28 protein-coding genes are annotated in these 23,481 nt (G+C 60.1%); 14 read left to right on the top strand and 14 right to left on the bottom strand.

Annotation, left to right across the window (positions count from 1 at the left end; all coding sequences use genetic code 11):
- Positions 1-68 precede the first annotated feature (68 nt).
- A complete protein-coding gene (locus tag QMZ29_RS05945; RefSeq protein ID WP_025302679.1) occupies positions 69-632 on the bottom strand; it encodes a helix-turn-helix domain-containing protein in 564 nt (187 codons plus the stop codon).
- A 115-nt stretch (positions 633-747) separates the two neighbouring features.
- On the opposite strand from QMZ29_RS05945, the gene QMZ29_RS05940 reads away from it, so the two are divergent.
- Positions 748-1,935, top strand: coding sequence for a benzoate/H(+) symporter BenE family transporter (locus tag QMZ29_RS05940; protein ID WP_147823575.1), 1,188 nt, complete (start codon positions 748-750; stop codon positions 1,933-1,935).
- Positions 1,936-2,035: 100 nt separating this feature from the next.
- Entirely contained in the window at positions 2,036-2,539 is a 504-nt protein-coding gene (locus QMZ29_RS05935) for a cupin domain-containing protein (RefSeq protein WP_033652588.1), read from the top strand.
- Here the strand turns inward: QMZ29_RS05935 and QMZ29_RS05930 are convergent.
- Positions 2,504-3,358, bottom strand: a complete 855-nt coding sequence (locus QMZ29_RS05930) for an aminoglycoside phosphotransferase family protein (RefSeq protein ID WP_025302676.1) — start codon at positions 3,356-3,358, stop codon at positions 2,504-2,506. The two genes, QMZ29_RS05935 and QMZ29_RS05930, sit on opposite strands and share 36 nt — an antisense overlap.
- A gap of 182 nt (positions 3,359-3,540) precedes the next feature.
- Here QMZ29_RS05930 and QMZ29_RS05925 point away from each other — a divergent pair, with 182 nt between their 5' ends.
- Entirely contained in the window at positions 3,541-3,921 is a 381-nt protein-coding gene (locus tag QMZ29_RS05925) for a RidA family protein (RefSeq protein WP_041037983.1), read from the top strand.
- 7 nt (positions 3,922-3,928) lie between these two features.
- On the opposite strand, the gene QMZ29_RS05920 is transcribed toward QMZ29_RS05925, so the two are convergent.
- Positions 3,929-4,309 carry a nuclear transport factor 2 family protein gene (locus QMZ29_RS05920; RefSeq protein ID WP_261425834.1) on the bottom strand — a complete coding sequence of 127 codons (381 nt, stop codon included), beginning with the start codon at positions 4,307-4,309 and terminating at the stop codon, positions 3,929-3,931.
- Between the two features lie 276 nt (positions 4,310-4,585).
- Here QMZ29_RS05920 and QMZ29_RS05915 point away from each other — a divergent pair, with 276 nt between their 5' ends.
- Positions 4,586-4,855, top strand: a complete 270-nt coding sequence (locus tag QMZ29_RS05915) for a hypothetical protein (protein WP_107226861.1) — start codon at positions 4,586-4,588, stop codon at positions 4,853-4,855.
- Here QMZ29_RS05915 and QMZ29_RS05910 read toward each other — a convergent pair.
- Complete coding sequence (locus QMZ29_RS05910) at positions 4,852-5,244, bottom strand: nuclear transport factor 2 family protein (RefSeq protein ID WP_004938379.1); 393 nt, start codon at positions 5,242-5,244, stop codon at positions 4,852-4,854. The two genes, QMZ29_RS05915 and QMZ29_RS05910, sit on opposite strands and share 4 nt — an antisense overlap.
- Positions 5,245-5,446: 202 nt before the next feature.
- Between QMZ29_RS05910 and QMZ29_RS05905 the strand changes: the two genes are divergently transcribed.
- The 4 genes from QMZ29_RS05905 to gstA all read left to right on the top strand — a co-directional run bounded on the left by QMZ29_RS05905 (position 5,447) and on the right by gstA (position 8,444).
- Positions 5,447-6,142: an HD domain-containing protein gene (locus tag QMZ29_RS05905; RefSeq protein ID WP_049204298.1), complete on the top strand. Its 696-nt coding sequence runs from the start codon at positions 5,447-5,449 to the stop codon at positions 6,140-6,142.
- 95 nt (positions 6,143-6,237) lie between these two features.
- A complete protein-coding gene (locus QMZ29_RS05900; protein WP_004938373.1) occupies positions 6,238-6,501 on the top strand; it encodes a YjbD family protein in 264 nt (87 codons plus the stop codon).
- A 360-nt stretch (positions 6,502-6,861) separates the two neighbouring features.
- Positions 6,862-7,746 carry a 4-hydroxy-tetrahydrodipicolinate synthase gene (gene dapA / locus QMZ29_RS05895; RefSeq protein WP_169541216.1) on the top strand — a complete coding sequence of 295 codons (885 nt, stop codon included), beginning with the start codon at positions 6,862-6,864 and terminating at the stop codon, positions 7,744-7,746.
- Positions 7,747-7,838: 92 nt separating this feature from the next.
- Complete coding sequence (gene gstA, locus QMZ29_RS05890) at positions 7,839-8,444, top strand: glutathione transferase GstA (protein WP_025302671.1); 606 nt, start codon at positions 7,839-7,841, stop codon at positions 8,442-8,444.
- Positions 8,445-8,483: 39 nt separating this feature from the next.
- Here the strand turns inward: gstA and pdxY are convergent, their stop codons facing one another.
- From pdxY to anmK, 5 genes are all read right to left on the bottom strand, one after another.
- The gene (pdxY, locus tag QMZ29_RS05885; RefSeq protein WP_043141216.1) at positions 8,484-9,344 is read right to left on the bottom strand and encodes a pyridoxal kinase PdxY; all 861 of its coding nucleotides are present in this window, start codon (positions 9,342-9,344) and stop codon (positions 8,484-8,486) included.
- 84 nt (positions 9,345-9,428) lie between these two features.
- Complete coding sequence (gene tyrS, locus QMZ29_RS05880) at positions 9,429-10,703, bottom strand: tyrosine--tRNA ligase (RefSeq protein WP_043141190.1); 1,275 nt, start codon at positions 10,701-10,703, stop codon at positions 9,429-9,431.
- 138 nt (positions 10,704-10,841) lie between these two features.
- The gene (pdxH, locus tag QMZ29_RS05875) at positions 10,842-11,495 is read right to left on the bottom strand and encodes a pyridoxamine 5'-phosphate oxidase (protein ID WP_025302668.1); all 654 of its coding nucleotides are present in this window, start codon (positions 11,493-11,495) and stop codon (positions 10,842-10,844) included.
- A gap of 88 nt (positions 11,496-11,583) precedes the next feature.
- Positions 11,584-11,886 (bottom strand): MliC family protein, encoded by a 303-nt coding sequence (locus QMZ29_RS05870; protein WP_043141183.1) that lies wholly within the window; start codon positions 11,884-11,886, stop codon positions 11,584-11,586.
- Between the two features lie 45 nt (positions 11,887-11,931).
- Positions 11,932-13,053 carry an anhydro-N-acetylmuramic acid kinase gene (anmK, locus tag QMZ29_RS05865; protein ID WP_197780544.1) on the bottom strand — a complete coding sequence of 374 codons (1,122 nt, stop codon included), beginning with the start codon at positions 13,051-13,053 and terminating at the stop codon, positions 11,932-11,934.
- A 351-nt stretch (positions 13,054-13,404) separates the two neighbouring features.
- On the opposite strand from anmK, the gene QMZ29_RS05860 reads away from it, so the two are divergent.
- The gene (locus QMZ29_RS05860) at positions 13,405-13,869 is read left to right on the top strand and encodes an outer membrane lipoprotein (protein WP_025159710.1); all 465 of its coding nucleotides are present in this window, start codon (positions 13,405-13,407) and stop codon (positions 13,867-13,869) included.
- Between the two features lie 92 nt (positions 13,870-13,961).
- On the opposite strand, the gene slyA is transcribed toward QMZ29_RS05860, so the two are convergent.
- Complete coding sequence (gene slyA / locus QMZ29_RS05855) at positions 13,962-14,393, bottom strand: transcriptional regulator SlyA (RefSeq protein WP_004931301.1); 432 nt, start codon at positions 14,391-14,393, stop codon at positions 13,962-13,964.
- A 180-nt stretch (positions 14,394-14,573) separates the two neighbouring features.
- On the opposite strand from slyA, the gene QMZ29_RS05850 reads away from it, so the two are divergent.
- From QMZ29_RS05850 to QMZ29_RS05840, 3 genes are read left to right on the top strand one after another with little or no spacing between them, the layout of a single operon-like run.
- Positions 14,574-14,810, top strand: a complete 237-nt coding sequence (locus QMZ29_RS05850) for a DUF1656 domain-containing protein (RefSeq protein ID WP_004931303.1) — start codon at positions 14,574-14,576, stop codon at positions 14,808-14,810.
- Between the two features lie 3 nt (positions 14,811-14,813).
- Positions 14,814-15,677 (top strand): efflux RND transporter periplasmic adaptor subunit, encoded by an 864-nt coding sequence (locus QMZ29_RS05845; protein WP_004931305.1) that lies wholly within the window; start codon positions 14,814-14,816, stop codon positions 15,675-15,677.
- Between the two features lie 3 nt (positions 15,678-15,680).
- Positions 15,681-17,711, top strand: a complete 2,031-nt coding sequence (locus QMZ29_RS05840; RefSeq protein WP_261425818.1) for an FUSC family protein — start codon at positions 15,681-15,683, stop codon at positions 17,709-17,711.
- Here the strand turns inward: QMZ29_RS05840 and sodC are convergent, their stop codons facing one another.
- Positions 17,712-18,233: a superoxide dismutase [Cu-Zn] SodC gene (gene sodC, locus QMZ29_RS05835; RefSeq protein ID WP_261425816.1), complete on the bottom strand. Its 522-nt coding sequence runs from the start codon at positions 18,231-18,233 to the stop codon at positions 17,712-17,714.
- 241 nt (positions 18,234-18,474) lie between these two features.
- On the opposite strand from sodC, the gene QMZ29_RS05830 reads away from it, so the two are divergent.
- Complete coding sequence (locus QMZ29_RS05830; RefSeq protein ID WP_261425814.1) at positions 18,475-20,319, top strand: polyurethane esterase; 1,845 nt, start codon at positions 18,475-18,477, stop codon at positions 20,317-20,319.
- A gap of 61 nt (positions 20,320-20,380) precedes the next feature.
- Here QMZ29_RS05830 and QMZ29_RS05825 read toward each other — a convergent pair whose 3' ends face one another.
- The 3 genes from QMZ29_RS05825 to QMZ29_RS05815 all read right to left on the bottom strand — a co-directional run bounded on the left by QMZ29_RS05825 (position 20,381) and on the right by QMZ29_RS05815 (position 22,569).
- On the bottom strand, positions 20,381-21,277 hold the full coding sequence (locus tag QMZ29_RS05825) for an aldo/keto reductase (RefSeq protein ID WP_025302663.1): 897 nt from the start codon (positions 21,275-21,277) through the stop codon (positions 20,381-20,383).
- Between the two features lie 99 nt (positions 21,278-21,376).
- Entirely contained in the window at positions 21,377-21,616 is a 240-nt protein-coding gene (locus QMZ29_RS05820; protein WP_015377731.1) for a DUF1289 domain-containing protein, read from the bottom strand.
- A gap of 23 nt (positions 21,617-21,639) precedes the next feature.
- On the bottom strand, positions 21,640-22,569 hold the full coding sequence (locus tag QMZ29_RS05815) for a LysR substrate-binding domain-containing protein (protein ID WP_025302662.1): 930 nt from the start codon (positions 22,567-22,569) through the stop codon (positions 21,640-21,642).
- Between the two features lie 139 nt (positions 22,570-22,708).
- On the opposite strand from QMZ29_RS05815, the gene QMZ29_RS05810 reads away from it, so the two are divergent.
- Entirely contained in the window at positions 22,709-23,350 is a 642-nt protein-coding gene (locus QMZ29_RS05810; RefSeq protein WP_025302661.1) for an NAD(P)-dependent oxidoreductase, read from the top strand.
- Positions 23,351-23,481: the final 131 nt, after the last annotated feature.

Genomic DNA, 23,481 nt, shown 5'->3' with positions numbered 1-23,481 from the left:
TAAGAGTCATTTTCAACAAGGTAGGCGTTTGGCGGCGCGGAGTCAAAGCCCGCGGCCACCGCGTTGAGTCAGGATTGAGGATAGTGGATCAGATCGTGGATGCGCACCGTTTGTGAACTGGCGTTGCGGTAGGCGTGCGGCCGATCGGCCTGAAAGCGCATCGCTTCGCCGGCCGCCAGGCTGTGCCATTCGCCGTCGATCGCCAATTCTAGTCGGCCGCTGATCACGATCACATGCTCGATCACGCCCGGCTCATGGGGCGACGATTCGCTGAGCGCGCCCGGTGCGAGATCGATGACGAACATATCGAAACCCAGCTGGCGGTCGTAGGGAAACAGCGGCACCACGCGCATATCAGCATTGTCCTGATCGTACACCGGCAGTTCACCGTAGCGGTGCAGCGTCGCCTGTTGCTGAGCGGGCGACGCCTCAAGAAAGGCGGAGAACGCCACGTTGAAGCCGGTGGCGATCTTCCACAGCGTCGCCACCGTCGGGCTGGATTCACCGCGTTCAATCTGCCCGAGCATCGCTTTGCTGACGCCGGTGTATTCCGCCGCCTGCGTCAGGCTCCAGCCGCGCTGTGTGCGCAGCGTGCGAAGGGTGTGCGCCAAATGGCCGGCAAGTTCCTGCATCCTGTTCTCCTCTGCGTATCGTGCCCGATTATACCCGCTTGTGCGCTATAGCGCACGGTGCTATGCTGATTTCTTGTCGTGCGTTATAACGCACAATTACCGATTGGAGCTCCTCATGCGCCCAGCCCTCTCCCTGCGCCATCTGACCCTGCCCGCCATCATGGCCGGCTTTGTCGCCGTTCTGGTGGGTTACACCAGCTCTGCCGCGATCATTTTCCAGGCCGCCGCCGCCGCAGGCGCCACGCCGGCGCAGATCGGCGGCTGGCTGAGCGCACTGGGGATCGCGATGGGTGTCACCTCGCTCGGGCTCTCGCTTTACTACCGCACCCCGATCCTCACCGCCTGGTCGACGCCCGGCGCGGCGCTGCTGGTCACCAGCCTGCCCGGCACGCCGATCAACGAGGCGATCGGCGTGTTTATCTTCGCTTCCGGTCTGATCCTGCTGTGCGGCGTCACCGGGCTGTTCGCCCGCCTGATGGACTACATCCCGCAGGCGATTTCTGCGGCGATGCTGGCGGGGATCTTGCTGCGTTTCGGGCTGGACGCCTTCGCTTCGCTGCAGCTCAATTTCCCCCTCAGCGCCGGCATGGGGCTGGCCTATCTGCTCAGCCGCCGTTATCAACCGCGCTACGCCATCATGCTGACGCTGGCGGTTGGGCTGGCGATCGCCGCGCTGCAGGGCAATATCCAGCTAACGCAGCAAGCGCCGGCGTTCGCCATGCCGGAATTTATCGCGCCGCATTTCAATTGGCCGACGCTGCTCGGCATCGGCGTGCCCTTCTTCGTGGTCACCATGGCTTCGCAAAACGCCCCCGGCATCGCCACGCTGCAGGCGGCGGGCTACCGCGTCCCCACCTCACCGCTGATCGCCTGGACGGCGCTGACCGCACTGCTGCTGGCGCCGTTCGGCGGCTTCTCGGTGTGCATCGCCGCCATTACCGCCGCCATCTGCATGGGGCCGGACGTGCATCCCGATCCGCAGCGGCGCTATATGGGCGCGGTGGCCGCCGGCGGCTTCTATCTGCTGGCCGGTCTGTTCGGCGGTGCCATCGGCCTGTTGTTCAGCGCGTTGCCGGTCGCCTTGATCCACACCATTGCCGGGCTGGCGTTGCTCGGCACCATCGGCGGCAGCCTGCAACGTGCGCTGCATGATGAAAAACAGCGCGACGCGGCGCTGATCGCCTTCCTCATCACCGCCTCCGGCGTCACGCTGCTCGGCATCGGTTCGGCCTTCTGGGGCATTGTCGGCGGCGCTATCGCCCATCTGCTGCTGTCGCTGCCGCGGCGAGCCTCCGAGGCGTAACGGGCGGTCTACATTGACAAGCGGCGCCGTGGCGCCTTCACTTTCTCTGTCGTCTGAATGTCAATCCACCTAATAAGTGACGCCGTCACCAAGGAAGTTTATGACCGAGAAAGCCGCGCTGTTGGCCCAGCGTCTGATACGCAATGTCGAACAGGTAGAGATGAAGCATGACCGACGGCCGCCGCTGTATGACAGCGTCGGCGCTCGCCTCGGCACCGGCACCGCCGCCGACAAGCTGGGCGCTTCTTTCGATTGTGTGGCGCCGGGCATGCGCTCCTGCCCCTACCATTTTCACTACGCTCAGGAGGAAATGTTCATCATTTTGGAAGGCAGCGGTACGCTGCGCGTGGCCGGAGAAATGCTGCCGATCGTCAGCGGGGATGTGATTTTCATTCCGCCGGGTCCGGAATATCCGCACCAGATCATCAACACCTCCGATGCGCCGCTGAAGTACCTGTCCGTCAGCACGCGCGAACAGCCGGAAGTGGTGATGTATCCGGACTCAGGCAAATACCAGGCGATGGCGCGCGGCAATGACGGCGAACAGGTGCGTTATCTGCAACGCCCTTCAGCCTCGCTCGATTACTGGCAGGATGAACCCTGAATCGCCGGCCGGCAACGGGAGATCCAACGCGCGCGCCGCCAGCTCGGCCACGCGGAAGTCGATATCCGCCGCCTGCCCGTCTTCCATAAACCAGGCGGCGGAGAGCCCCGCCCAGGCCAGGATCCATTGCAGCAAGCGCCGGCGTTCCAGCCCGGCCAAGCGACAGACCTGTTCTACGCGCCGCTGGAAAATGGCCGGATCGGTGGCGATGCCGTAGTTGGGATTACAGAAGATATTGGCGTAATCGAAGCCCCGTTCGCCGTACAAACGCTTGGGATCGATCGCCAGCCAGCCGCGTTCGCCGAAGTCCAGCACGTTGTCATGGTGGATATCACCGTGCAGCACGCTTTCATCTCGCGGGCTACTCAGCAATTCCGCCGCCGTCGTGGCGCTGAGACGCAGCATGCCGCCGTGCGCCTGCGCCGCCGGCCACAGCGAGCTGAACCACTCTTGCAACGGGATCAATTCGGGCAGCGGTGCCGCGCGCGGCGCATGCAAGGCGGCGATCGCCCGGCACAGGATCGCCGTGGCCTGCTCATCGTCGCCGTCACGCACCAGCTGCGCCAACGAGCTTTCGCCCTGTGCGCGCTCCAGCAGAATGCCGTCTTCGTGCCACGCCAACACCTGCGCGGCGCCTTCCCCGCGCCACCAGCACATCAGCTGGCCGCCGAAGCGCTCCTCCTGCTCGCGGGCGATCTTCAGCATGGCGGCCTCGCCCCGGTAACGCACCGGCATCAGCAGGCTGCTGTGGGTTTCGAAGGCTTTACCGTCCTGTTCCAGTTGCCAGCGTTGCAGGTAGGGAGTAAAAAGCGGGTTCATCGTCTCATGCGTCCTTGTGGCCGATCTGCGCCGCACTGTCACATTCGGGTGAGAGACGACGTATAAAATAAAGAGGGATGATACGCTCATATATCATCGGTGTGCGGCGTCTGGCCGCCGTTTCCTCAGTATCCTAACCAAGTTTGTCGCTTTTATTAACCGGTCTTGCGCGGGGTTTGATCATGACATCATTAAAACGCACGAATTATCCGCAGTTGCCTACGCCGGGCGGCCCCTATGTGCATGCGGTGCGCCACGGCGATCGCCTGTATGTGTCGGGCTTGACGGCCTTCGCCACCGACGCGCAAGGCTTAAGCGCGCCGGAACAGACGCAGGAGATCCTCGAGCAATTGGCGACCATCGCCGCCAGCGAAGGCGTGAATCTCAAGGCCTTGATTAAAATCAGCGTGTTCCTGACCGACATCGCCGATCTGGCGGGCGTGCGCCCGGTGCTGTTTGACTATTTCGACGGCGCGCTGCCGGCCTGTTCACTGATGGCGGTCAGCGCGTTGTTCTCACCGCAGGTGTGCGTAGAGATAGAGGCGGTGATGGCGTTGCAATAATGCGCGGCTAGAGCGCGCCTTCATCCGGCATGCAGGGGCCGATCTTGAACCAGGCTTTGGCGATCTGCCCCTGTTCCACTTCGTAAATGGCGATGACATCCATTTTGCCGCGCCCCTGCGGGAAGTTGCGCGTCACCACTTCCTGATCGACCACCATATTCCCCACCGCCATGCGTTTTATCCGTTCGCCATACAGACTCGGCTCCTGGAAACGCACAAGATGCCGTTCACGGATCGCCGCCTTGCCGCTGGCCAGCAGCGTGTCGGGATGCTCGTAATACTGCGCGTCGTCCGCCCAGCAGGCCATGAAGGCGTCGATGTCGCGGGCGTTATAGGCGTCAAGCTGTTGTTGAACCACATCCTGCGGGCGTGCCGTTTTATCGTTCATCACATCCTCCTGCCGAAGTTAACCGCCGCATGTATCGAACCCATCACGTTAACCGCCCAGTGCTGCAGCTTGATGACACGGCGAGATTTGAATAAAAACCCAAAAATAGCGAATAAATAACCTACCACGCCCAATGGACAATTCAAGCACCCGCGCACAAATTTTCTGCACCGCGCCAGGGGCGGCGAAAACCGCATGACGCCGCGCGTTAATCTTTGCGGCGGTTGGGGAAATTCTGCTAATTTAGCGTGAACAGCCTGATGATAACGAAACGCTATGCAGCAAAAACCGGTGTTGGACGAAGCAAGACAGTTAAAGCGACTCAACGCCGCCACGCGGCGTCAATCCCATATGTATAAATGGATCGCGCTGATTGCGGCGCTGGATGCGCTATTGGTGTTTTGGTATGACCGGGATATGCGCAACGTCACCTTCTCGGGAGCGGTTGCGCTGGTGTGCGGCTATCTGTGGATCCGCGATCGCAACAAGGCCCGGGGCTACCGGCGCGAGTTCGACCGCAAATTCGGCAAGCGCGGCGGCGATTAAGGCTGCATCGCTTCCAGCACTTTAGCGCTGTCGACAATCTGCACGAACTTCACGATTTTGCCGGCGCGCAGCGTATAAATATGCGCAAAAGAGGCGCTAAAGGATTTGCCGGTGGCCCGGTAGGTGCCGTGATAAAAACCTTGTGCGATCACATTGTCGCCGGCGTCGTAAAAGTGGTCGACATCGGCGCGGTAACCTTGCCATTCGCTGCCCAGGCGCTGATGCACGTTCTTGATGATGTTCTCCGGGCCGATATAGGTACCGGCGTAGGGGAAACCGGCGGCTTCGGTCCACTCGGCATCGGGGGCCAGCGCCGCCAGCAGATTACGGCCGTTTTCTTCGGAACTGCCTTCATAGGTTGCGCGCACTATTTCAAGAGGGGTTGGCATGTCTCTTCTCCAAATGGCTGATGAGGATATTCCGGCCATCCCCGCGGACACAGGCTCTCACCAAGCGGAGACGGCGGAATGCGGCTATTCTAGGTTGCTTGTTTCGCTGCAAAAACCGCAGTTATGACAATAGTGGGTTGCACTTTAGTAAACAATAACCATTTTTCTGTCATTTTCCCGGCATCCGACACGGCTATGCTGATTGACCGATTTTCCCCAACAGGAGCTGAACGTGTCTTTACCCTCGCTGACGCAAGAGTTGTTACAACCGTTTTCCCCCTACCAAACGCTGGCGCAAACGCTGTTGCCGCTCACCCTCGAGTCGGACGACGGTTCGCATGACGTGGCGCACCTGCATCGAGTCTGGAAGAACTGCCGCCACATCAGCAAGCTGGAAGGCGGCGACCGGCGCATTCTCTGCGCGGCGGTGCTGCTGCATGACGCCGTGGCGGTGGAAAAAAACTCGCCGCAGCGCCATCTGGCCTCGCGCATGGCGGCGGAGCAAGCCACGCTGACGCTGACCCGGCTGGAATGGGCGCCGGCGGACATCGCGGCGGTAGCCCACGCCATTGAAGCGCACAGTTTTTCCGCTGGCATCCCCCCGCAAACGCTGGAGGCAAAGATCCTGCAGGACGCCGATCGTCTCGACGCCATTGGCCTGATTGGCGTGGCGCGCTGCTTCTATATCGGCGGCCGCATGCGCAGTGCGCTGTACGACGCCGCCGACCCGCGGGCCGAACATCGCCAATACGACGACAAACGTTTCAGCCTGGATCACTTCGAAACCAAGCTGTTCAAACTGCAAGACGGCTTCCAGACTGCCGCCGGGCGGCACATGGCCGAGCTTCGCACCGAACGCATGCGGCGTTTTGTCGATGATCTGCTGGAGGAGGTGTAATGCCGGCCTACGGGGCATTTTCGTTATGCCCATAACATTTTCGGTCACATAACACCGTTAAACTGAAAGCCAACTTCACCGAACGGGCGGCACAGATGAAAAAGTTGACGTTGAAAGAGATGACGGAAAGCGAGCAACGGGAAGTCAAAACCGAGCTGGACAAAGCGCGTAAAAGCCACGGCCGGCCGCTGACCAACGCCGAACAGCACAAGGTCAAGGATGAAGTGGTGGCGCGCATCATGGCCGCCAGAGCAAAGCTCGCCAAGGCAGAGCGTGCAGAACGCAAAGCCAACCGCTACCGGCCAAGCGGCGACACCTTCAGTTGGTCTGCCACTATCGGCTCCCGCCCGCCGCGCTGAGCCAGTCAAACCCTCCCCGCCGCGGCGGGGATTTTATTTATTAGCCAAACTCATCCCTGCTGATGAATCATGAATAACAATGTTATCAATCTGTTGTAAATTGACAGCCTGATGAAGAATATTCATTATCACCCCACTTCCCCTTTTCACGAGACTGCCATGGCCTACCCACGCAACGCTGATATTCTGATGACACCTGCGTTGTCCGTTGGCGGTTTGGCGGCGGTTAAATCGAAGAAACAGACGCTCATTTGACCGGGGCGCGCTGTCCCGTCAGATGAGCTGACTGGATGGCCTGCAACGCCCCGCCTTCAATTTTCTCATCTGGCTTCTCTGTCGGTCACACAGAAGGAATATTTTATGGCCTCATTTTCGGGTATTTGGGTGGCGATGGTTACCCCTTTCAATCAAGATGCCGTCGATCTGCCGGCGGTTAAACGCCTAGCGCGGCACCTGCTCGACGCCGGCATCGACGGCCTGGTGGTCTGCGGCTCTACCGGTGAAGCCGCCGCGCTGAGCAAGGAAGAACAGCTGGCGGTGCTCGACGCCGTGCTGGAGGTGGCGCCCGCCCATCAGGTGGTGATGGGCCTTTCCGGCAATAACATGGCCGCCACGCTGCAGATGCAGCAGGCCATTCAGCTGCGCGACATCGCCGGCGTGCTGATCCCGGCGCCTTACTACATCCGCCCTTCGCAATGCGGCCTGATCGACTATTTCACCCAGTTGGCCGACGCCTCCACCGTGCCGGTGATCCTGTACAACATTCCGCAGCGCACCGGCATCGCCATGGAGCTGGCCACGCTGCGCCGGCTCGCACGTCACCCGCGCATCACCGCCATCAAGGACTGCGGCGGCAACCCTGACGCTACCATGGCGCTGATCGCCGACGGCGAAATCGATGTGATGACCGGGGAAGACAATCTGATCCTCACCACGCTGTGCCTCGGCGGCACCGGTGCCATTTCCGCCGCCGCGCATGTTCACCCGGAGCGTTTCGTCCAGCTGGTACAGCAAGTCGCCACCGGCGATCTGGCCGCTGCGCGCAGCAACTTCTATGAGCTGCTGCCGATGATCCACCAGATGTTCAGCTTCCCGAATCCGGCGCCGGTCAAGACGGTACTGGCCCAACAGGGGCTGATCGCCAATGAGTTACGTTCGCCCATGCAGGTGGCGCCGCAGGCGCTGCAACAGCAGATCGCCGCAACGCTGGCGCAGCTGCAGACAACCGAGGCGCTCATCGGTTAAATTTGTAAGCTAAGCCGCTGTAATTTTGGCGCTATGGGACTACGATGAGAGGTTAAACATGCCCGTCATTCGTCATCAACAAGGAGCTTCCGATGAAACTGTTCTATAAAGCCGGCGCCTGTTCGCTGTCCCCGCATATCGTGCTGCGCGAGGCAGGGCTGGATTTTACGGCGGAGAAGGTCGATCTGGCGCAGAAGAAAACCGAGAGCGGAGCCGATTACCTCGCCATCAATCCCAAGGGACAGGTCCCGGCGCTGCTGCTGGACGATGGCAGCCTGCTGACCGAAGGCGTGGCGATCGTACAATACCTGGCGGACCGCGTGCCGGACCGCAACCTGATCCCGGCGGCGGGTACCCTGTCGCGCTACCACGCGATCGAATGGCTGAACTACATCGCCACCGAACTGCACAAAGGGTTCAGCCCGCTGTTCAACCCGAAGACGCCCGAGGAATACAAAACCATCGCGCGCGCCAGGCTGGAGCAGCAGTTCAGCTATCTGGATTCGGTGCTGGCGAAGCAGCACTTCCTGTTGGGGAGCCGTTTCAGCGTGGCTGACGCCTACCTGTTCACCGTGCTGCGCTGGGCATTCGCCCTGCAGTTTGACGTGCGCAAGCACGCCCATCTGGCGGCCTGGTTCGATCGCGTTGCGGCGCGCCCGGCGGTAGATGCGGCGCTGAACGCCGAAGGATTGAAGTAAACACTCGGCCCCGGTGGCTATCGCCGGGGCCCGTTGCACTTACAGTTTTACCGCTTTGAATTCGCTGCGCGGCTGCACGATCCGATCCTGCGCCGCCACCACCTGCAGCTCGTATTCCCCCATCTCCTGAGTCGTCAGCATCACCTCATACACGGCGGCGGTCACGTGCTCCAGCGCTTTATCCAGCGCCTCGCCCTTCAGTAGATCCACCAGCAGCAGACCGCTGGTCAAATCGCCGACGCCGACCGGCTGACGCGCGCCGAAGTCCACCAGCGGCCGGCTGATGTGCCAGGCCTCGTCCGCTGTCACCAGCAGCATTTCGAAACAGTCGGCGTGATAGCCGGCGCGGGCCAGGTGCTTGACCAGCACCAGCCGCGGCCCTTTGGCGATCAGCACGCGGGCGGCCTGCACCGCATCGGCCACGTTGGCGACGGCCATCTGGCTCAGCATTTCCAGCTCCAGCAGGTTCGGCGCCACCATGTCGCTGCACGGCAACGCCTGGCGGCAGTGAAACTCGGCCACGCCCGGCGCCACGATGCAGCCTTTTTCCGGATGTCCCATCACCGGATCGCAAAAATACCAGGCGTTCGGGTTCGCCTGCTTAACCTGACGCACGATCTCCAGAATATGGTCACCCTGCTCCGGCGAACCGATATAACCGCTCAGCACCGCATCACAGCGCTTCAGTTGATCGATATTGGCGATTCCCTGCGCGATCTCAGTCAGGTGGCTGGCCGGCATGACGCAGCCGGTCCACTGGCCGTATTGCGTATGGTTGGAGAACTGCACCGTGTTCAGCGGCCAGACGTTGACGCCCATGCGGCGCATCGGAAACTCAGCCGCACTGTTGCCGGCGTGACCAAACACCACGTGCGACTGGATAGAAAGAATGTTTTTCATCGACAGAACTCGTTCGGAATACGGCAGCCGGGCGGCTGCGCAAAAATAAAGGGGCCGCCAGGGCCCCTTACCGTCATTATTCGCTTACTGCCAATCCACCAGGCAGTAGTGTTTCTTGCCGCGACGCAGCAGCGTGTAGCGGCCGAACAGACGATCTGAATCGCTGAAGCGGTATTCGGCATCGGACTGTTTCTCACCGTTGATGGTCACCGCGTTGGAACCGATCATGGTGCGCGCCTGGCCGCGTGACGGCACCAGTTCGGCATTCACCAACGCCTGCTGCAGATCGGCGTCGCCATCCAGTTTGATGGTCGGCATACCGTCCTGCGCCAGTTGGGCGAAGTCCGCTTCGGTCATGTCATGCAGCGCGCCGGAGAACAGGCTCTGCGTGATGCGCTTGGCGGCCGCCAGGCCTTCCGCACCGTGCACCATGCCGGTCACTTCTTCCGCCAGCACGTACTGGGCGCGCGGCGCCTTGCCGCTGTTTTTGTCTTCTTCTTCCAGCGCGTTGATGTCTTCCAGGCTCATGAAGGTGAAGAATTTCAGGAAGCGGTAAACGTCGGCGTCGGCGGTGTTGATCCAGAACTGGTAGAACTTGTACGGGCTAGTTTTTTCCGGCGCCAGCCAAACCGCGCCGCCTTCGGTTTTACCGAACTTGGTGCCGTCTGCTTTGGTGATCAACGGCACGGTCAGGCCGAACACCTGCTTCTGGTGCTGACGACGCGTTAGATCGATACCCGAGGTGATGTTGCCCCACTGGTCGGAACCACCGATCTGCAGCTCCACCTGGTGGCGGTTGTACAGCTCGGAGAAATCGTAGCCCTGCAGCAGGTTATAGGAGAACTCGGTGAAGGAGATGCCGGAGTCGTCGCGATTCAGGCGCTGCTTGACCGCTTCCTTGTTGATCATCTGGTTGACGGAGAAGTGCTTGCCGATGTCACGCAGGAAGGTCAGCACGTTCATGCCGCCGAACCAGTCGTAGTTGTTGGCCGCGATGGCGCTGTTGCTGCCGCAGTCGAAATCGAGGAACGGGGAAACCTGTTTGCGGATCTTCTCGACCCACTCGTTCACCGTATCGGTGGTGTTCAGCTTGCGCTCCGCCGCTTTGAAGCTCGGATCGCCGATGAGGCCAGTGGCGCCGCCCACCAAGGCTACCGGCTTGTGGCCGGCCAGCTGGAAGCGCTTCAGGCACAACAGAGGAACCAGATGGCCCAAATGCAAGCTGTCAGCGGTCGGATCGAAACCGCAATACAGTGCAATTGGCCCTTGCGCCAGTCGCTCCGCTAACGCTTCCTCATCCGTAACCTGGGCAACGAGGCCCCGCTCTTGCAGTTGTTTAATCAAGTTGCTGCTTGCCATCAATGACTCCATGTATAAACGAATGCACCTTTGCCGGTACACGGCCTTTCGCCCAGTGGCGAAATAAAAATTCAGGGTAGCGCATAGAATAAAGCGCCGGCGGCGTCAGCACCAGCGCTTAGAGGGGATTTTACGTCTTCAAGGTGCCAGTCGGTCAATTTTCCAGTCATTCCCGTCCCGCTGATACAGGAAACGGTCATGCAGGCGATGGGCGCCGCCTTGCCAGAACTCGACGGAGTCAAATTTCACGCGGAATCCGCCCCAGAAACTCGGCAACGGCACTTCGCCCTGCTGGAACTTTTGCTTCAACTCGAGGAATTTGCTTTCCAGCACGCCGCGCGCGGAAATGCGCGACGACTGCTGCGACACCCAGGCGCCGATCTGGCTGTCCTTCGGCCGGCTGTTGAAGTACTTCAGCACGTCGAGGGTCGACAGGCGCTCCACCTGCCCCAGGAAAATCACCTGACGGTCGAGCATGTGCCAGGGGAACAGCAGGCTGATATGCGGGTTTTGCGCCAGCTGCTGTGCCTTGCGGCTGCCGAGGTTGGTGTAGAACACCAGCCCCTGCTCATCGAAATGCTTGAGCAGCACGATGCGCTGATACGGCTGGCCGTGTTCGTCGACGGTAGCGACGCACATGGCGGTAGGATCGGCCAGGCGCGCGTCGCAGGCCTGTTTCAACCAGCGTTCGAACAGTTCGAGCGGGTTGGCGGTCAGATCGTTGCGGCGCAGGCCGCCTCGGGTATATTCACGGCGCAGGTCCGCAACATCAAACTCATTCTTTTCAATCATCTGGTTTATCGACCAACTGAAAAAATCCGTCGTTACATTCTGCGCCTGCGGCGTCAGGAACTCAATCGCTCCGACGCCGCCGTGACCGTCACTCCGTCAACACGCAGTCGCTCATGACTACCTTGCCGTTGCGCTCAAGATAGGCGTTACGATCTTTCGACCAAAAAGTGTATTTACCGTCGCTGTATTTGGCACCGGTCAGCGCCAGCACCTGCTTAAGATGCAGCTGCTCGCCGTCCATCAGCAGGCTGACTTCGCTCGCCTTGCCGTCGAGCCCCACCGTCAGCGGCGTAGTGCCGCACTGGTAGTGCATCGTCTGGCTGCTCTGCGGCAGGATGTAGCTGCAGCCGGACAACGCCAGCGCGCCGGCGACGAAAATGACTTTTTTCATGCTGTTGCTCCTTAGAGAAATCCTTCACAGGTTATCCTAACAGAGCTAACGGCCCCTCAACGGCAAAACCGGATAAATCCCACCCAGCACCGTTTCACGGCTGGCGCCGGTGACCGAAGGCAGGTTGCCGGCCTGGCCGGACAGCGTGCGAAACGCCAGCCAGGCAAAGGCCAGCGCCTCCATGTCGTCTCCGCTGACGCCGCAATCGTCGGTCAGCCCGACCTCCGTGCCCGGCAACAGCGCCGACAGGCGCGCCATCAGCAGCGTGTTGCGCGCTCCGCCACCGCAGACCAGCAGGCGCTCGCACCCGCCGGCCAGTTGTACCTGTTCGCTGATGCTGACGGCGCTCAGCTCTGTCAGCGTGGCCTGCACGTCGACCGGCGCAATCGCCGGCAATCCGGCCAGCTGCCGCTCCAACCAGGCGATATTGAAATACTCTCGGCCGGTGCTTTTCGGCGCCGGTAGCGCAAAGTAAGGGTCCGCCAGCATTTGCTGCAACAGCGGCAAGCAGACTCGCCCCTGCATCGCCCAGCCGCCGTCCTGATCGTAAGGTTGCGCACGGTGACGCCAGACCCAGGCATCCATCAGCATATTGCCCGGCCCGGTATCGAAACCGCGCACCGGCGCACCGGGCAACAGCAGAGAAAGGTTGGCAATGCCGCCGACGTTCAGCACCATACGCCGCTCGACGGGATGCCCCAGCAGCGCCTGATGAAACGCAGGCACCAGCGGCGCGCCCTGCCCGCCGTAGGCCATATCGCGCCGGCGGAAATCGCCGACGGTGGTGATATTGGTCAGCGCGGCGATGCGGTTGTTGTCGCCGAGCTGCATCGAGAAACGCGCGTCGCCTTCCGGTTCGTGCCACACCGTCTGGCCGTGGCAACCGATGGCGGTGATCTGCTCGGCGTCGATGCCGGTTTGCTTCAGCAGGCCAAGCACCGCCTCGCCAAACAGCGTGCCCAGCCGTGCGTCCAATCGGCCGACGGCGGCCAGCGTGGTCTGCTGCCCCTGGCACATCCCCAGGATCTCTTTTTTCAGCGCGATCGGCATCGGATGGCTATAGCTGGCCTGCTGCGCCACCATGCGATCGTCGATCGCGGCCAATACCACATCGATTCCGTCCAGACTGGTGCCGGACATGACGCCTATATAGCGGCCTGACTTCATAGCAACATCCTCTAACCCGCGCGGTAAGCAAATTTCATCCTGACAAATAAACCAGAATTGCCGGATTAACGCCATGAATTATGATGCTTTTTTTACAGGCCGTGAGCCAGGTGCGCCGCGGTGGCACATTTCATGTGTTAAACCGTGCGTTAACCGGCAACGGAATGTCGGTGAGGCTGTCATAAAGGTAAACCGCGGTTTATTATTGGTTGAACAGAGAAAAGTTAAGCTGCGTGCAGCGATGAGGCATGGCGCTGTATCAACTTTCAGCCATACTTTGTCTATCATTTTCACTGAATCTTGCCTGGTGAGCATTGCCAGGTTATGGACTACTACCATCAGGAGTTTTATATGATCAAGCGTCTTCTCGTCGTTGCCGTCGCCGCCGTTACGTTGGCTGGGTGTGCCAATGAATCCATGTCCGGCGATGTCTACTCGTCCTCGCAGGCCAAACAGGTGCAGAACGTCACCTACGGGACGCTGGTTTCCGTGCGTCCGGTGAAAATTCAGGGCGGGGAAGGTTCCAACGCCTTGGGGATGATCGGCGGCGCAGTGATTGGCGGGCTGTTGGGTAACACCGTTGGCGGCGGTACCGGTCGTACGCTGGCTACCGCGGCGGGCGCTATCGCCGGCGGCGCAGCGGGCAACAGCATCGGTGAAGTGGCCGGTCGTACCTCAGGCTACGAGCTGGAAATCAAAACCGACCAGAAAGAGAACATCGTCGTGGTGCAGAAAGCGGGCGACACCAAGTTCAGCCCGGGCCAGCGCGTGCGCATGGCGCGCATGGGCGACACCATCACCGTCTCTCCGCTGTAAGTCAGCCGGCGGCACACGGCAAACCGGAGGCAATCGCCTCCGGTTTTATTTCTGATGCTGTGAAACTGTAATCGTAGAAAATAAGAATATTATTATTTGTTCTGCAGTTCGGTGATATTTTGTTCTAACTTGCCAATCAGCCCTACCAACAGATGCACTTCGTCGGCGGTAATGCCGCTTAAAATCTCACTGCGCGTAGACGTGATCACACTATCGACTTCTCTGATGATCGGATCGGCCGCTTCGGTCAACTTGATGCGCTTCGCGCGGCGATCGTTGGCACAGGTGTGACGCGTGATAAGCCCCTTCTCCTCCAGTTGGTCCAGCGTGCGAACCAGTGACGGTTGCTCGATACCGATCGCCTTGGCCAGCTGGATTTGCGACTGCTCCGGCGGCAAGCGATTGATATTGTGCAACGTAACCCAATGCGTTTGGGTCAGCTCCAACGGCTTGAGCCGGTGATCGATGAGCGCCCGCCAAACACGAACCAATCGTGCTAAATCTGAACCTAATGTTGACTCCACTTACCCCTCCTTATAATTAGCATGCTAACATTACCTCCCAGAGCTTAGACTATTTTGGGTAACTCACATTAAAAACACAAATGTATATAATGTATATTGTGGAAATAACCACTATTTTTAGCCGCTATTGTTTAATCGTTATGCAAATATTCAACATATTCACCCTTAGGGATTGTTAATGTGAATACATCATGGTTACACACCTCATCCCCCTTACCCGATTTGGTCCTGGGGGCATCGCTTTATTTTCCACCTATATTTAAAGCTTTTTTACTAGGACTGGTCTTATGGCTGCTGATTCATCAGCTGCTGAGAGACTGGATGTATTCCGGTGAAATCTGGCATCCCATGTTGATGGACCTGTCCATTTTCGTTCTGACCGTCAGCGGTTCCTTATGGATTTTAGCGAGTTGGTAACCCATGCAGCATAAAACATTAAAATACTTCTCTACGGTGATCGTCTGCGCCATTGCCGTCTGCGCCGGTTGGTGGCTATGGAATTATTATATGCAATCCCCATGGACCCGTGACGGAAAAGTGCGCGCAGAACTCGTCAATATCACCCCTGAAGTCTCTGGAAGATTAGAGAAAATAAGCGCGAATGACAATCAGTTCGTACCTGCGGGAAGTCTGATTTTTACCCTCGACCCGGTGCCCTACCAGATTGCGCTGGACAATGCCGAGGCCGCGGTGGCAAAAGCGCAATCCGATCTGGCCAAAGCGGACCATGAGGCTGCCCGCCGCCGCGGTTTACCGCGTAACGTTATTTCCGCTGAAGACTTGGACGAGTCCAATTTAGCCGCTCAGGCAATGAAGGCCGCCTATAAAGCGGCCCTGGCCAACCTGGAACAGGCCAAATGGAATTTGAGCAAAACCAAAATTTATGCGCCAACCGACGGTTATATCACCAACCTGCAGGCACGCGTCGGAAACTACGCCAACGCCGGCACGCCCCTGGTGGCGTTGGTGGATGTGCATTCGTTTTATGTGCTCGGATATTTCGAAGAAACCAAGCTGAAGCATATAAAAGAAGGCAATAAAGCGGACATCGTTTTATATAACGGCAACACGCCGCTACAGGGGGAAGTAGAGAGCATCGGACGCGCCATTTACGATCAGAGCGTCGACAGCAGCAACGATCTATTAATGGACGTTAAGCCCAATGTTCCTTGGGTACGTTTGGCCCAGCGTGTGCCGGTGCGGATAAAATTGCTCAACGTGCCCGCCGATTTGACGCTGGTCGCCGGTACCACCTGCACCATTTCGATTCATCAGCGGAACTAAAGTGTGAACCTGCCTTTTCTGGAGTGGAGCCGTACCCCCTGGGGTAAGGCGACCGGCGGCCAATGGCGCTATGCGCTGCGCAACTCGCTGGCGATGTGTCTGGCGTTGTGGGTGGCGTTCGTGCTCGAGCTCGACGAACCCTATTGGGCGCTCACCTCCGCCGCGGTGGTGAGTTTCCCCACCATCGGCGGCGTGATCAGCAAAAGCATCGGCCGCATCTTCGGCAGCCTGGTGGGCGCCGCCGCCTCGGTAGCGATCGCCGGCCACTGTCTGAACGATCCCTGGCTGTTTACGCTGTTCATCGCCGCCTGGATCGGGCTGTGCACCTACGTCTCGAATCATTACCAAAACAACGTCTCTTACGCCTTCGCGCTGGCGGGCTATACCGCCGCCATCATCGCCTTCGGTACGGTCAACGTCACCGATACCCAGCAGATATTCGATATCGCTCAGGCGCGGGTTTGCGAAGTGATCACCGGTATTCTGTGCGGCGGGTTGATGATGATGATCCTGCCCAGCACCTCCGACGGCGAAGCCTTGCTGACCTCGCTGCGGCGCATGCAGCTACGCCTGCTGGAGCACGCCGCCATGCTGTGGCAGCCGGAGGTCACCGCGCAGATGCGCACCTCGCACGAGGGGGTCATCGGCCAGATCCTGACCATGAACCTGCTGCGCATTCAGGCATTCTGGAGCCACTACCGGCTGCGGCGGCAAAATAACCTGCTCAACTATCTGCTGCACCAGCAGCTGCGCATTACCAGCGTCATTTCCAGCCTGCGCCGCATGCTGCTGAACTGGCCGGATCGCCCTGCTAATCTGATGCCGGTGCTGACACAGCTGCTGGACGAGCTGCGCGATCCCGCCACCGATAAATATCGCTTGGCGCGTCTGCTCCAGCAGATCGCCCCGCAAGATGCGACGGACTACCGCCATCGCGCCTTCTGGCTGCGGTTGCGCGATTTCTGTTGGCTTTACCTGCGCTGCAACCGCTGGCTGCTGCGGTTGGAAAGCGCCACGGCGGTCAGCGATCTCCAGCCGCCGCACGTCACCTCACTGGCGCGCCACACCGACAGCTACGAAGCCGCCTATAACGGCCTGCGCACCTTTTTATGCATCGTGATCGGCTGCGCCTACTGGATCAACACGCAGTGGGACGCCGGCAGCGCGGCGCTAACGCTCACCGCCATCAGCTGCGTGCTCTACTCCTCCACGCCTTCGCCGATCAACAGCGTCAGCACCTTGCTCAAGGCGGTGCTGCTGCTCTCGGTCGCCTGCTTTGTGGTGAAATTCGGTTTGATGATCCAAATTGACGATTTCTGGGTGTTCTGCGCCTTCCTGTTCCCGATCCTGGTGACCATGCAAATGCTCAAGCTGCAGAATCCGCCTTATGCCGCGCTCTGGGGGCAGCTGATCGTCTTCATGGGCTCGTTTCTGACCGTCAGCAACCCGCCGAGCTATGACTACCAGTCCTTTATCAATGACAACATCGGTAAAATCGTCGGTGTATTGCTGGCCGGGTTGGCGTTTCAGATCCTACGCCCCAGTTCGGACAAGCGAAAAAGCCGCCGCATTATCCGCGCGCTGCGGCGCGATTTTATCGATCAGTTGAGCAAAAAACCGCAGCAGAGCGAAAGCCAGTTCGAATCGCTGATCTACCATCGCATCAGCCAGCTTAATCAGAGTCAGGATCAGGAGGCCCGCACCTGGCTGCTGCGCTGGGGCGTGGTACTGCTCAACTGCAGCCATATCGTCTGGCAGCTGCGCGACTGGCAGACCCGTTCCGATCCGCTGTCGGCGGTGCGCAACGTCTGTATCCACTGCCTGCGCGGCATCATGACGGAGAAAGGCGTGCAGCACAGTTCGCTGGACGCCACGCTGCAAGAGCTGCAGCGCATGAGCAACGCGCTGGCGCACCACCCGGAACAGGCGGCGCGCGATTTAGCCGGGCTGATTTGGCGGCTTTACTGCTCGCTGCAACAGTTGCAACAGGCGATGGGCCAGCCTGCCGCAACGCCGGTCGTCAGCGGCGGCTGATCACTTGATCACGCCGCAGGCAAAGCGCTCGCCGCCACCGCCGAGCGGCAGTGGATGATCCGAGTTGTTATCGCCGCCGGCGTGCACCATCAGCGCCTTACCCTCTATTTCGCTGATTTTTTTCAGCCGCGGTGCCAGCACCGGGTAGTTAGCCATGCCGTCGGCGGTCACATAGATGGCCGGCAAATCGCCCAGGTGCCCGTCGGCGTACGGCCCGAGGTGTTTCCCGGTCTTTTGCGGGTCAAAATGCCCACCGGCCGCCAGCGCCGCCACCGCCTTGCCGTCCTTCATACCCGGCTCGCAGCTGCCTTTCTCATGCACGTGGAAACCGTGTACCCCGGCAGGCAACGCTTTCAGGTTTGGCGTGAACAGCAAGCCGTACGGCGTTTCGCTAATGACCACTTTGCCGATATCCTGACCGATGCCCTGCCCGGTCACCAAGTTCATCTCCACGTCGACCGTCGCCGCCTGCGCGGCTACACAGGCCATCAGGCCCAGCGCGGCATACCAATAACGTTTCATCAATCAGTCTCCTTAATGTCTATACAGAGCTATCAGTATAGGAGAGCCAGCGCCGGCACTGTTAACCAACGCACAATCTCGCCAATTTGATTCGCACGCCTAATATTTAGGGCTAATACTATTTCTACCGATGTTGGTCCTCTGACCAGCTGTCGTTCGGCTAACGTTGTTTCCCTGTTTCCACCGCCGACGCATGAGAGTTCACTCCCCGGCCAGGCGGCATACTTCATAAGGAACTGATATGGGCATCTTTAGCTATAAGGATCTGGACGAAAATGCGTCGAAGGCGCTGTTTTCCGACGCCTTGGCCATCTCTACCTACGCTTACCATAATATCGATAACGGCTTCGATGAAGGCTATCACCAGACCGGTTTCGGCCTCGGTCTGCCGCTGACGCTGGTCACTGCGCTGATCGGCAGTACCCAGTCGCAGGGTGGCCTGCCTGGCCTCCCTTGGAACCCCGACTCCGAACAGGCCGCGCAGGAGGCGGTAAACAATGCCGGCTGGTCGGTGATCAGCGCCGCGCAGCTCGGTTACGCCGGCAAAACCGATGCGCGCGGCACCTACTACGGCGAGACAGCCGGTTACACCACCGCGCAGGCCGAAGTACTGGGCAAATATGACAGCGAAGGCAATCTCACCGCCATTGGCATCTCATTTCGCGGCACCAGCGGCCCGCGCGAGTCGTTGATCGGCGATACCATCGGCGATGTGATTAACGATCTGCTGGCCGGGTTCGGGCCGAAAGGCTATGCCGACGGCTATACGCTGAAGGCCTTCGGCAATTTGCTGGGCGACGTGGCGAAATTCGCTAAGGCCCACGGGCTGAGCGGTGAAGACGTGGTGGTCAGCGGCCACAGCCTCGGCGGGCTGGCGGTCAATAGCATGGCAGCGCAGAGCGACGCCAACTGGGGCGGCTTCTACGCGCAGTCCAACTATGTCGCCTTCGCCTCGCCGACCCAGTACGAAGCCGGCGGTAAGGTGATCAACATCGGCTACGAGAACGACCCGGTGTTCCGCGCGCTCGACGGCACCTCACTGACCCTGCCGTCACTGGGCGTACACGATGCGCCGCACGCCTCCGCCACCAACAATATCGTCAACTTCAACGACCACTACGCGTCGGACGCCTGGAACCTGCTGCCGTTTTCCATTCTCAACATTCCGACCTGGCTGTCGCACCTGCCGTTCTTTTATCAGGACGGCCTGATGCGGGTGCTGAACTCCGAGTTTTATTCACTGACCGACAAGGACTCGACCATCATCGTCTCCAACCTGTCGAACGTGACGCGCGGCAATACCTGGGTGGAAGACCTGAACCGCAACGCGGAAACGCACAGCGGACCGACGTTTATCATCGGCAGCGACGGCAATGATTTGATCAAGGGCGGCAAAGGCAACGACTATCTCGAGGGCCGCGACGGCGACGATATCTTCCGCGACGCCGGCGGCTATAACCTGATCGCCGGCGGAAAAGGCCACAATATCTTCGATACCCAGCAGGCGTTGAAAAACACCGAGGTCGCCTACGACGGCAACACGCTTTACCTGCGCGATGCCAAGGGCGGCATTACGCTGGCGGACGACATCAGCACCCTGCGCAGCAAAGAAACCTCCTGGCTGATTTTCAGCAAAGAGGTGGATCACCAGGTGACAGCAACCGGATTGAAATCGGATGCGGGCCTCAAAGCCTATGCCGCCACTACCACCGGCGGCGACGGCGATGATCTCCTGCAGGCTCGCAGCCACGACGCCTGGCTGTTCGGCAACGCCGGCAACGACACGCTGATCGGCCACGCCGGCGGCAATCTGACCTTCGTCGGCGGCAGCGGCGATGACATCCTGAAGGGCGTCGGCAACGGCAATACCTTCCTGTTCAGCGGGGATTTTGGCCGCGACCAGCTGTATGGCTTCAACGCCACCGATAAACTGGTGTTTATCGGTACCGAAGGCGCCAGCGGGAATATTCGCGACTACGCCACGCAGCAAAACGACGATCTGGTGCTGGCCTTCGGGCACAGCCAGGTCACGCTGATCGGCGTCTCGCTCGATCACTTCAATACCGATCAGGTGGTGTTGGCCTAAGGATCAGCATAAAAAAAAGCCGGGCGCTTTCGCCGCCCGGCTTTCCTCTTTCTGCTCCGCCTTAGGGCACGTCATACCCCAGCGCCGCCTTGCGAATGCGGAACCACTGCTGGCGGTTCAACACCAGTTTCTGCGCCTTCAGCGCCGAGCGCACCCGCTCAATCTTGCCGGAGCCGATAATCGGCAGCGGCGAAGACGGCAGGCGCATCACCCAGGCGTACACCACCTGCTCGATGGTCTCGGCGCCGATCTCTTGCGCCACTCGCTGCAGCTCGTCGCGCAGCGGCTGGAACTCAGCATCGTTGAACAAGCGGCCGCCGCCCAGGCAGGACCAGGCCATCGGCTTGATGCGCAGCTGCTGGCACTGGTCGAGCGTGCCGTCCAGGATCGCCGGTTGGTGAATCGGCGAGATCTCCACCTGATTGGTGACCAGCGAGAACGGCAGGCGCGACTGCAGCAGTTGGAACTGCGCAGGCGTAAAGTTGGAGACGCCAAAATGGCGCACCTTGCCGCTTTTGTGCAGCGCGACAAAGGCTTCGGCCACGTCGTCAGCGTCCATCAACGGATCCGGGCGGTGGATCAGCAACAGGTCCAGGTAGTCGGTATGCAGATGGCGCAGCGACTGTTCCGCGCTCTGTACGATATGATCGCGGTCGGTGATGTAGTGGCCGATCGGGTTGCCGGGCTTGGCGGTGGTGGCGATGCCGCACTTGGTCACCAATTCCAGCGACTGGCGCAGCGCCGGCTTCAGGCGCAGCGCATCGCCGAACGCCTGTTCGCAGGCATAGCCACCGTAGATATCGGCGTGATCGGCGGTGGTGACGCCCAGTTCGACATGCTGTTCGATGAACGTCAGCAGCTGCTGCGGCGACATGCCCCACTCCATCAACCGCCAGTAACCGCAAATCATGCGGGAAAATTCAGGCCCCTGCGGCGCGAGACGAATACGTTCTACCATTGCGAAAACCTCATGACATTAGTTGTCAGTCAGCATACACAAGCCGGTGAGGCACAGGGAAGCGGTAAGCCACACGAACGTGCGGCAGATCAGGAAAGGTTAAAACAGCGACGGCTGCTCAGGCAGCGGCTCGTCAGGCGCTTTATTGGCACGCTGCAGCCGCAGGAAGCGTTGACGGCACAGGCGCAGCACCTCGCGCTTTTGCGCGTCGCTCATGTTCATCCAGCCGAAACGCTCCTCGCGGCTGCGTAGGCAGCCACGGCAGAATCCGCGATCGTCAGCCTGGCAAATGCCGCGACACGGGCTGGGAATGTCGAAAAACTCAAGCTGCTGCGCCACGGGGCTCCTCCTGCGTTCTCTTGCTAATTGAAGACGCCATCGCCGCCGCTGGCAAGTCCCTTTTCGCCATTGCGGCGAAAATAGTCGCGCAAATAGCGCAGCGCCTGGCGGCTTTTCTCCGGCATAGTGCGTTCGAGCGTCAGCGCGTTCAGCCGCAGCGGCGCCGGCCGCCACTCCGGCAACAACAGCAACAGCTCGCCGCGCTGCAGCTCATCGCCAATTTCATACAGCGGCTGAACGGAAATGCCCAGCCCGGCACGGGTAAAGGCGCGCATTACGTTCATGCTCTCACTGACGATCTGCCCTTCCGCCAGCCGCAGCTTAACCTGCTGGCCGGACTGATGCAGCAAGTCCAGATGGGCCCCGCTGTAGCCGCTGGAGATCCAGCGGTGCTGCACCAAATCCTGCGGTTTTTCCGGCACCCCATGCTGGCTGAGATAACGCGGCGCGGCGCACAGCACCATCGGCCACGCCGTCAGCGGATGCGCGATCATATTGGCGTCCGCCAGTTGACGGTTGGCCCGCAGCGCGATGTCGACCCGCTGTTCTATCATGTCGACGATGCGATCGTCCGCCAGCACCCGCAGCGTCAGCTTGGGGTGCGCCTGCAGCAGCGGCGACAATGCCTCCGCCAACGAACGGCCGCCGATGCCGACCGGGGTGGCGATGCGCAGCTCGCCCACCAGCGTATCCCGCAGCTCCGCCAGCCGCTGCTCCGCCTGCTTCGCCTGTTGCAGCATCGCCTCGCAGCCGGGATAGAACGCGGCTCCCGCCTCGGTCAGCGCCAGACGGCGGGTGGAACGATGCAGCAATGGCACCCCGAGCGCTTTCTCCAGCGAGCGCATATGCTGACTGACCGCCGAAGGCGTCATGCCCAGACGCCGCGCCGCGCCGGCCAGCGATCCCTCCGCCACCACGGTGGCGAATACCGCCATTCGATTGAGTTTATCCACGATTATGAAGTTTTACTTAATCAAGAAAGCATGAATATGGCACTAATCACGGCTATTGTTAAGGACTAGAGTAGACACCACGCAGCAGGCACATCGGCCTGCCTTACGATACTGAACCTATCCCCGAAGGAGCATACAGATGAAAGTAGCCATTATTGGAGCAACCGGTTTTGTTGGCCGCCGCGTGGTAGATGAAGCGCTGGCTCGCGGTATTCAGGTAACGGCAATCGCCCGCCAGAAAAAAGATTTGCCGGAGCACGCCAATCTGACCATCGCACTGGGCGACGTCGCCGACACCGCCTGGCTGGCGGGGCAGTTGCACGGTCAGGATGCGGTGATCAGCGCCTACAATCCCGGCTGGGGCGAAGACAACCTGTATGAGAAGACTACGCGCGGGGCCCAGCAGATCCTTACCGCTGTCGGGCAGGCAGGCGTCAAGCGCCTGTTGGTGGTGGGCGGCGCAGGCAGCCTGGAAGTGGCGCCGGGCGTTGAACTGGTGGATACGCCGCAGTTCCCGGAAAATATCCGCCCCGGCGCGCAGGCGGTGCGCGATCTGCGCAATAAACTGCGCAACGAATCAGCACTCGACTGGACCTATCTCTCGCCGGCCGCCCTGCTGGAGCCGGGCAAACGCACCGGCCAGTTCCGCCTCGGCACCACGCAACTGCTGATGAACGGCGACGCGCCGGCCAGCATTTCGGTGGAAGATCTGGCGGTCGCTATCGTTGATGAGATTGAAAAACCTCAGTTTATTCGCGCGCAATTCACCGCCGCCTACTAAACTGCCCCACCGCCAGGCCATAAGGCCTGGCGGTTTTCACGTATTCTCCGTCGCCAGTATTCTGAATTTCTAAGGTTTTCTTAAGTTTCATCCGGTAGATTTCACGACATTATCTACTTTCAGGATCCCGA

The sequence above is a fragment of the Serratia sp. PF-27 genome (genome assembly GCF_030053255.1).
GTDB lineage: Bacteria > Pseudomonadota > Gammaproteobacteria > Enterobacterales > Enterobacteriaceae > Serratia > Serratia bockelmannii.
The sequence above is the reverse complement of the archived record's forward strand: the minus strand, read 5'-3'. Positions and strand labels throughout refer to the sequence as shown.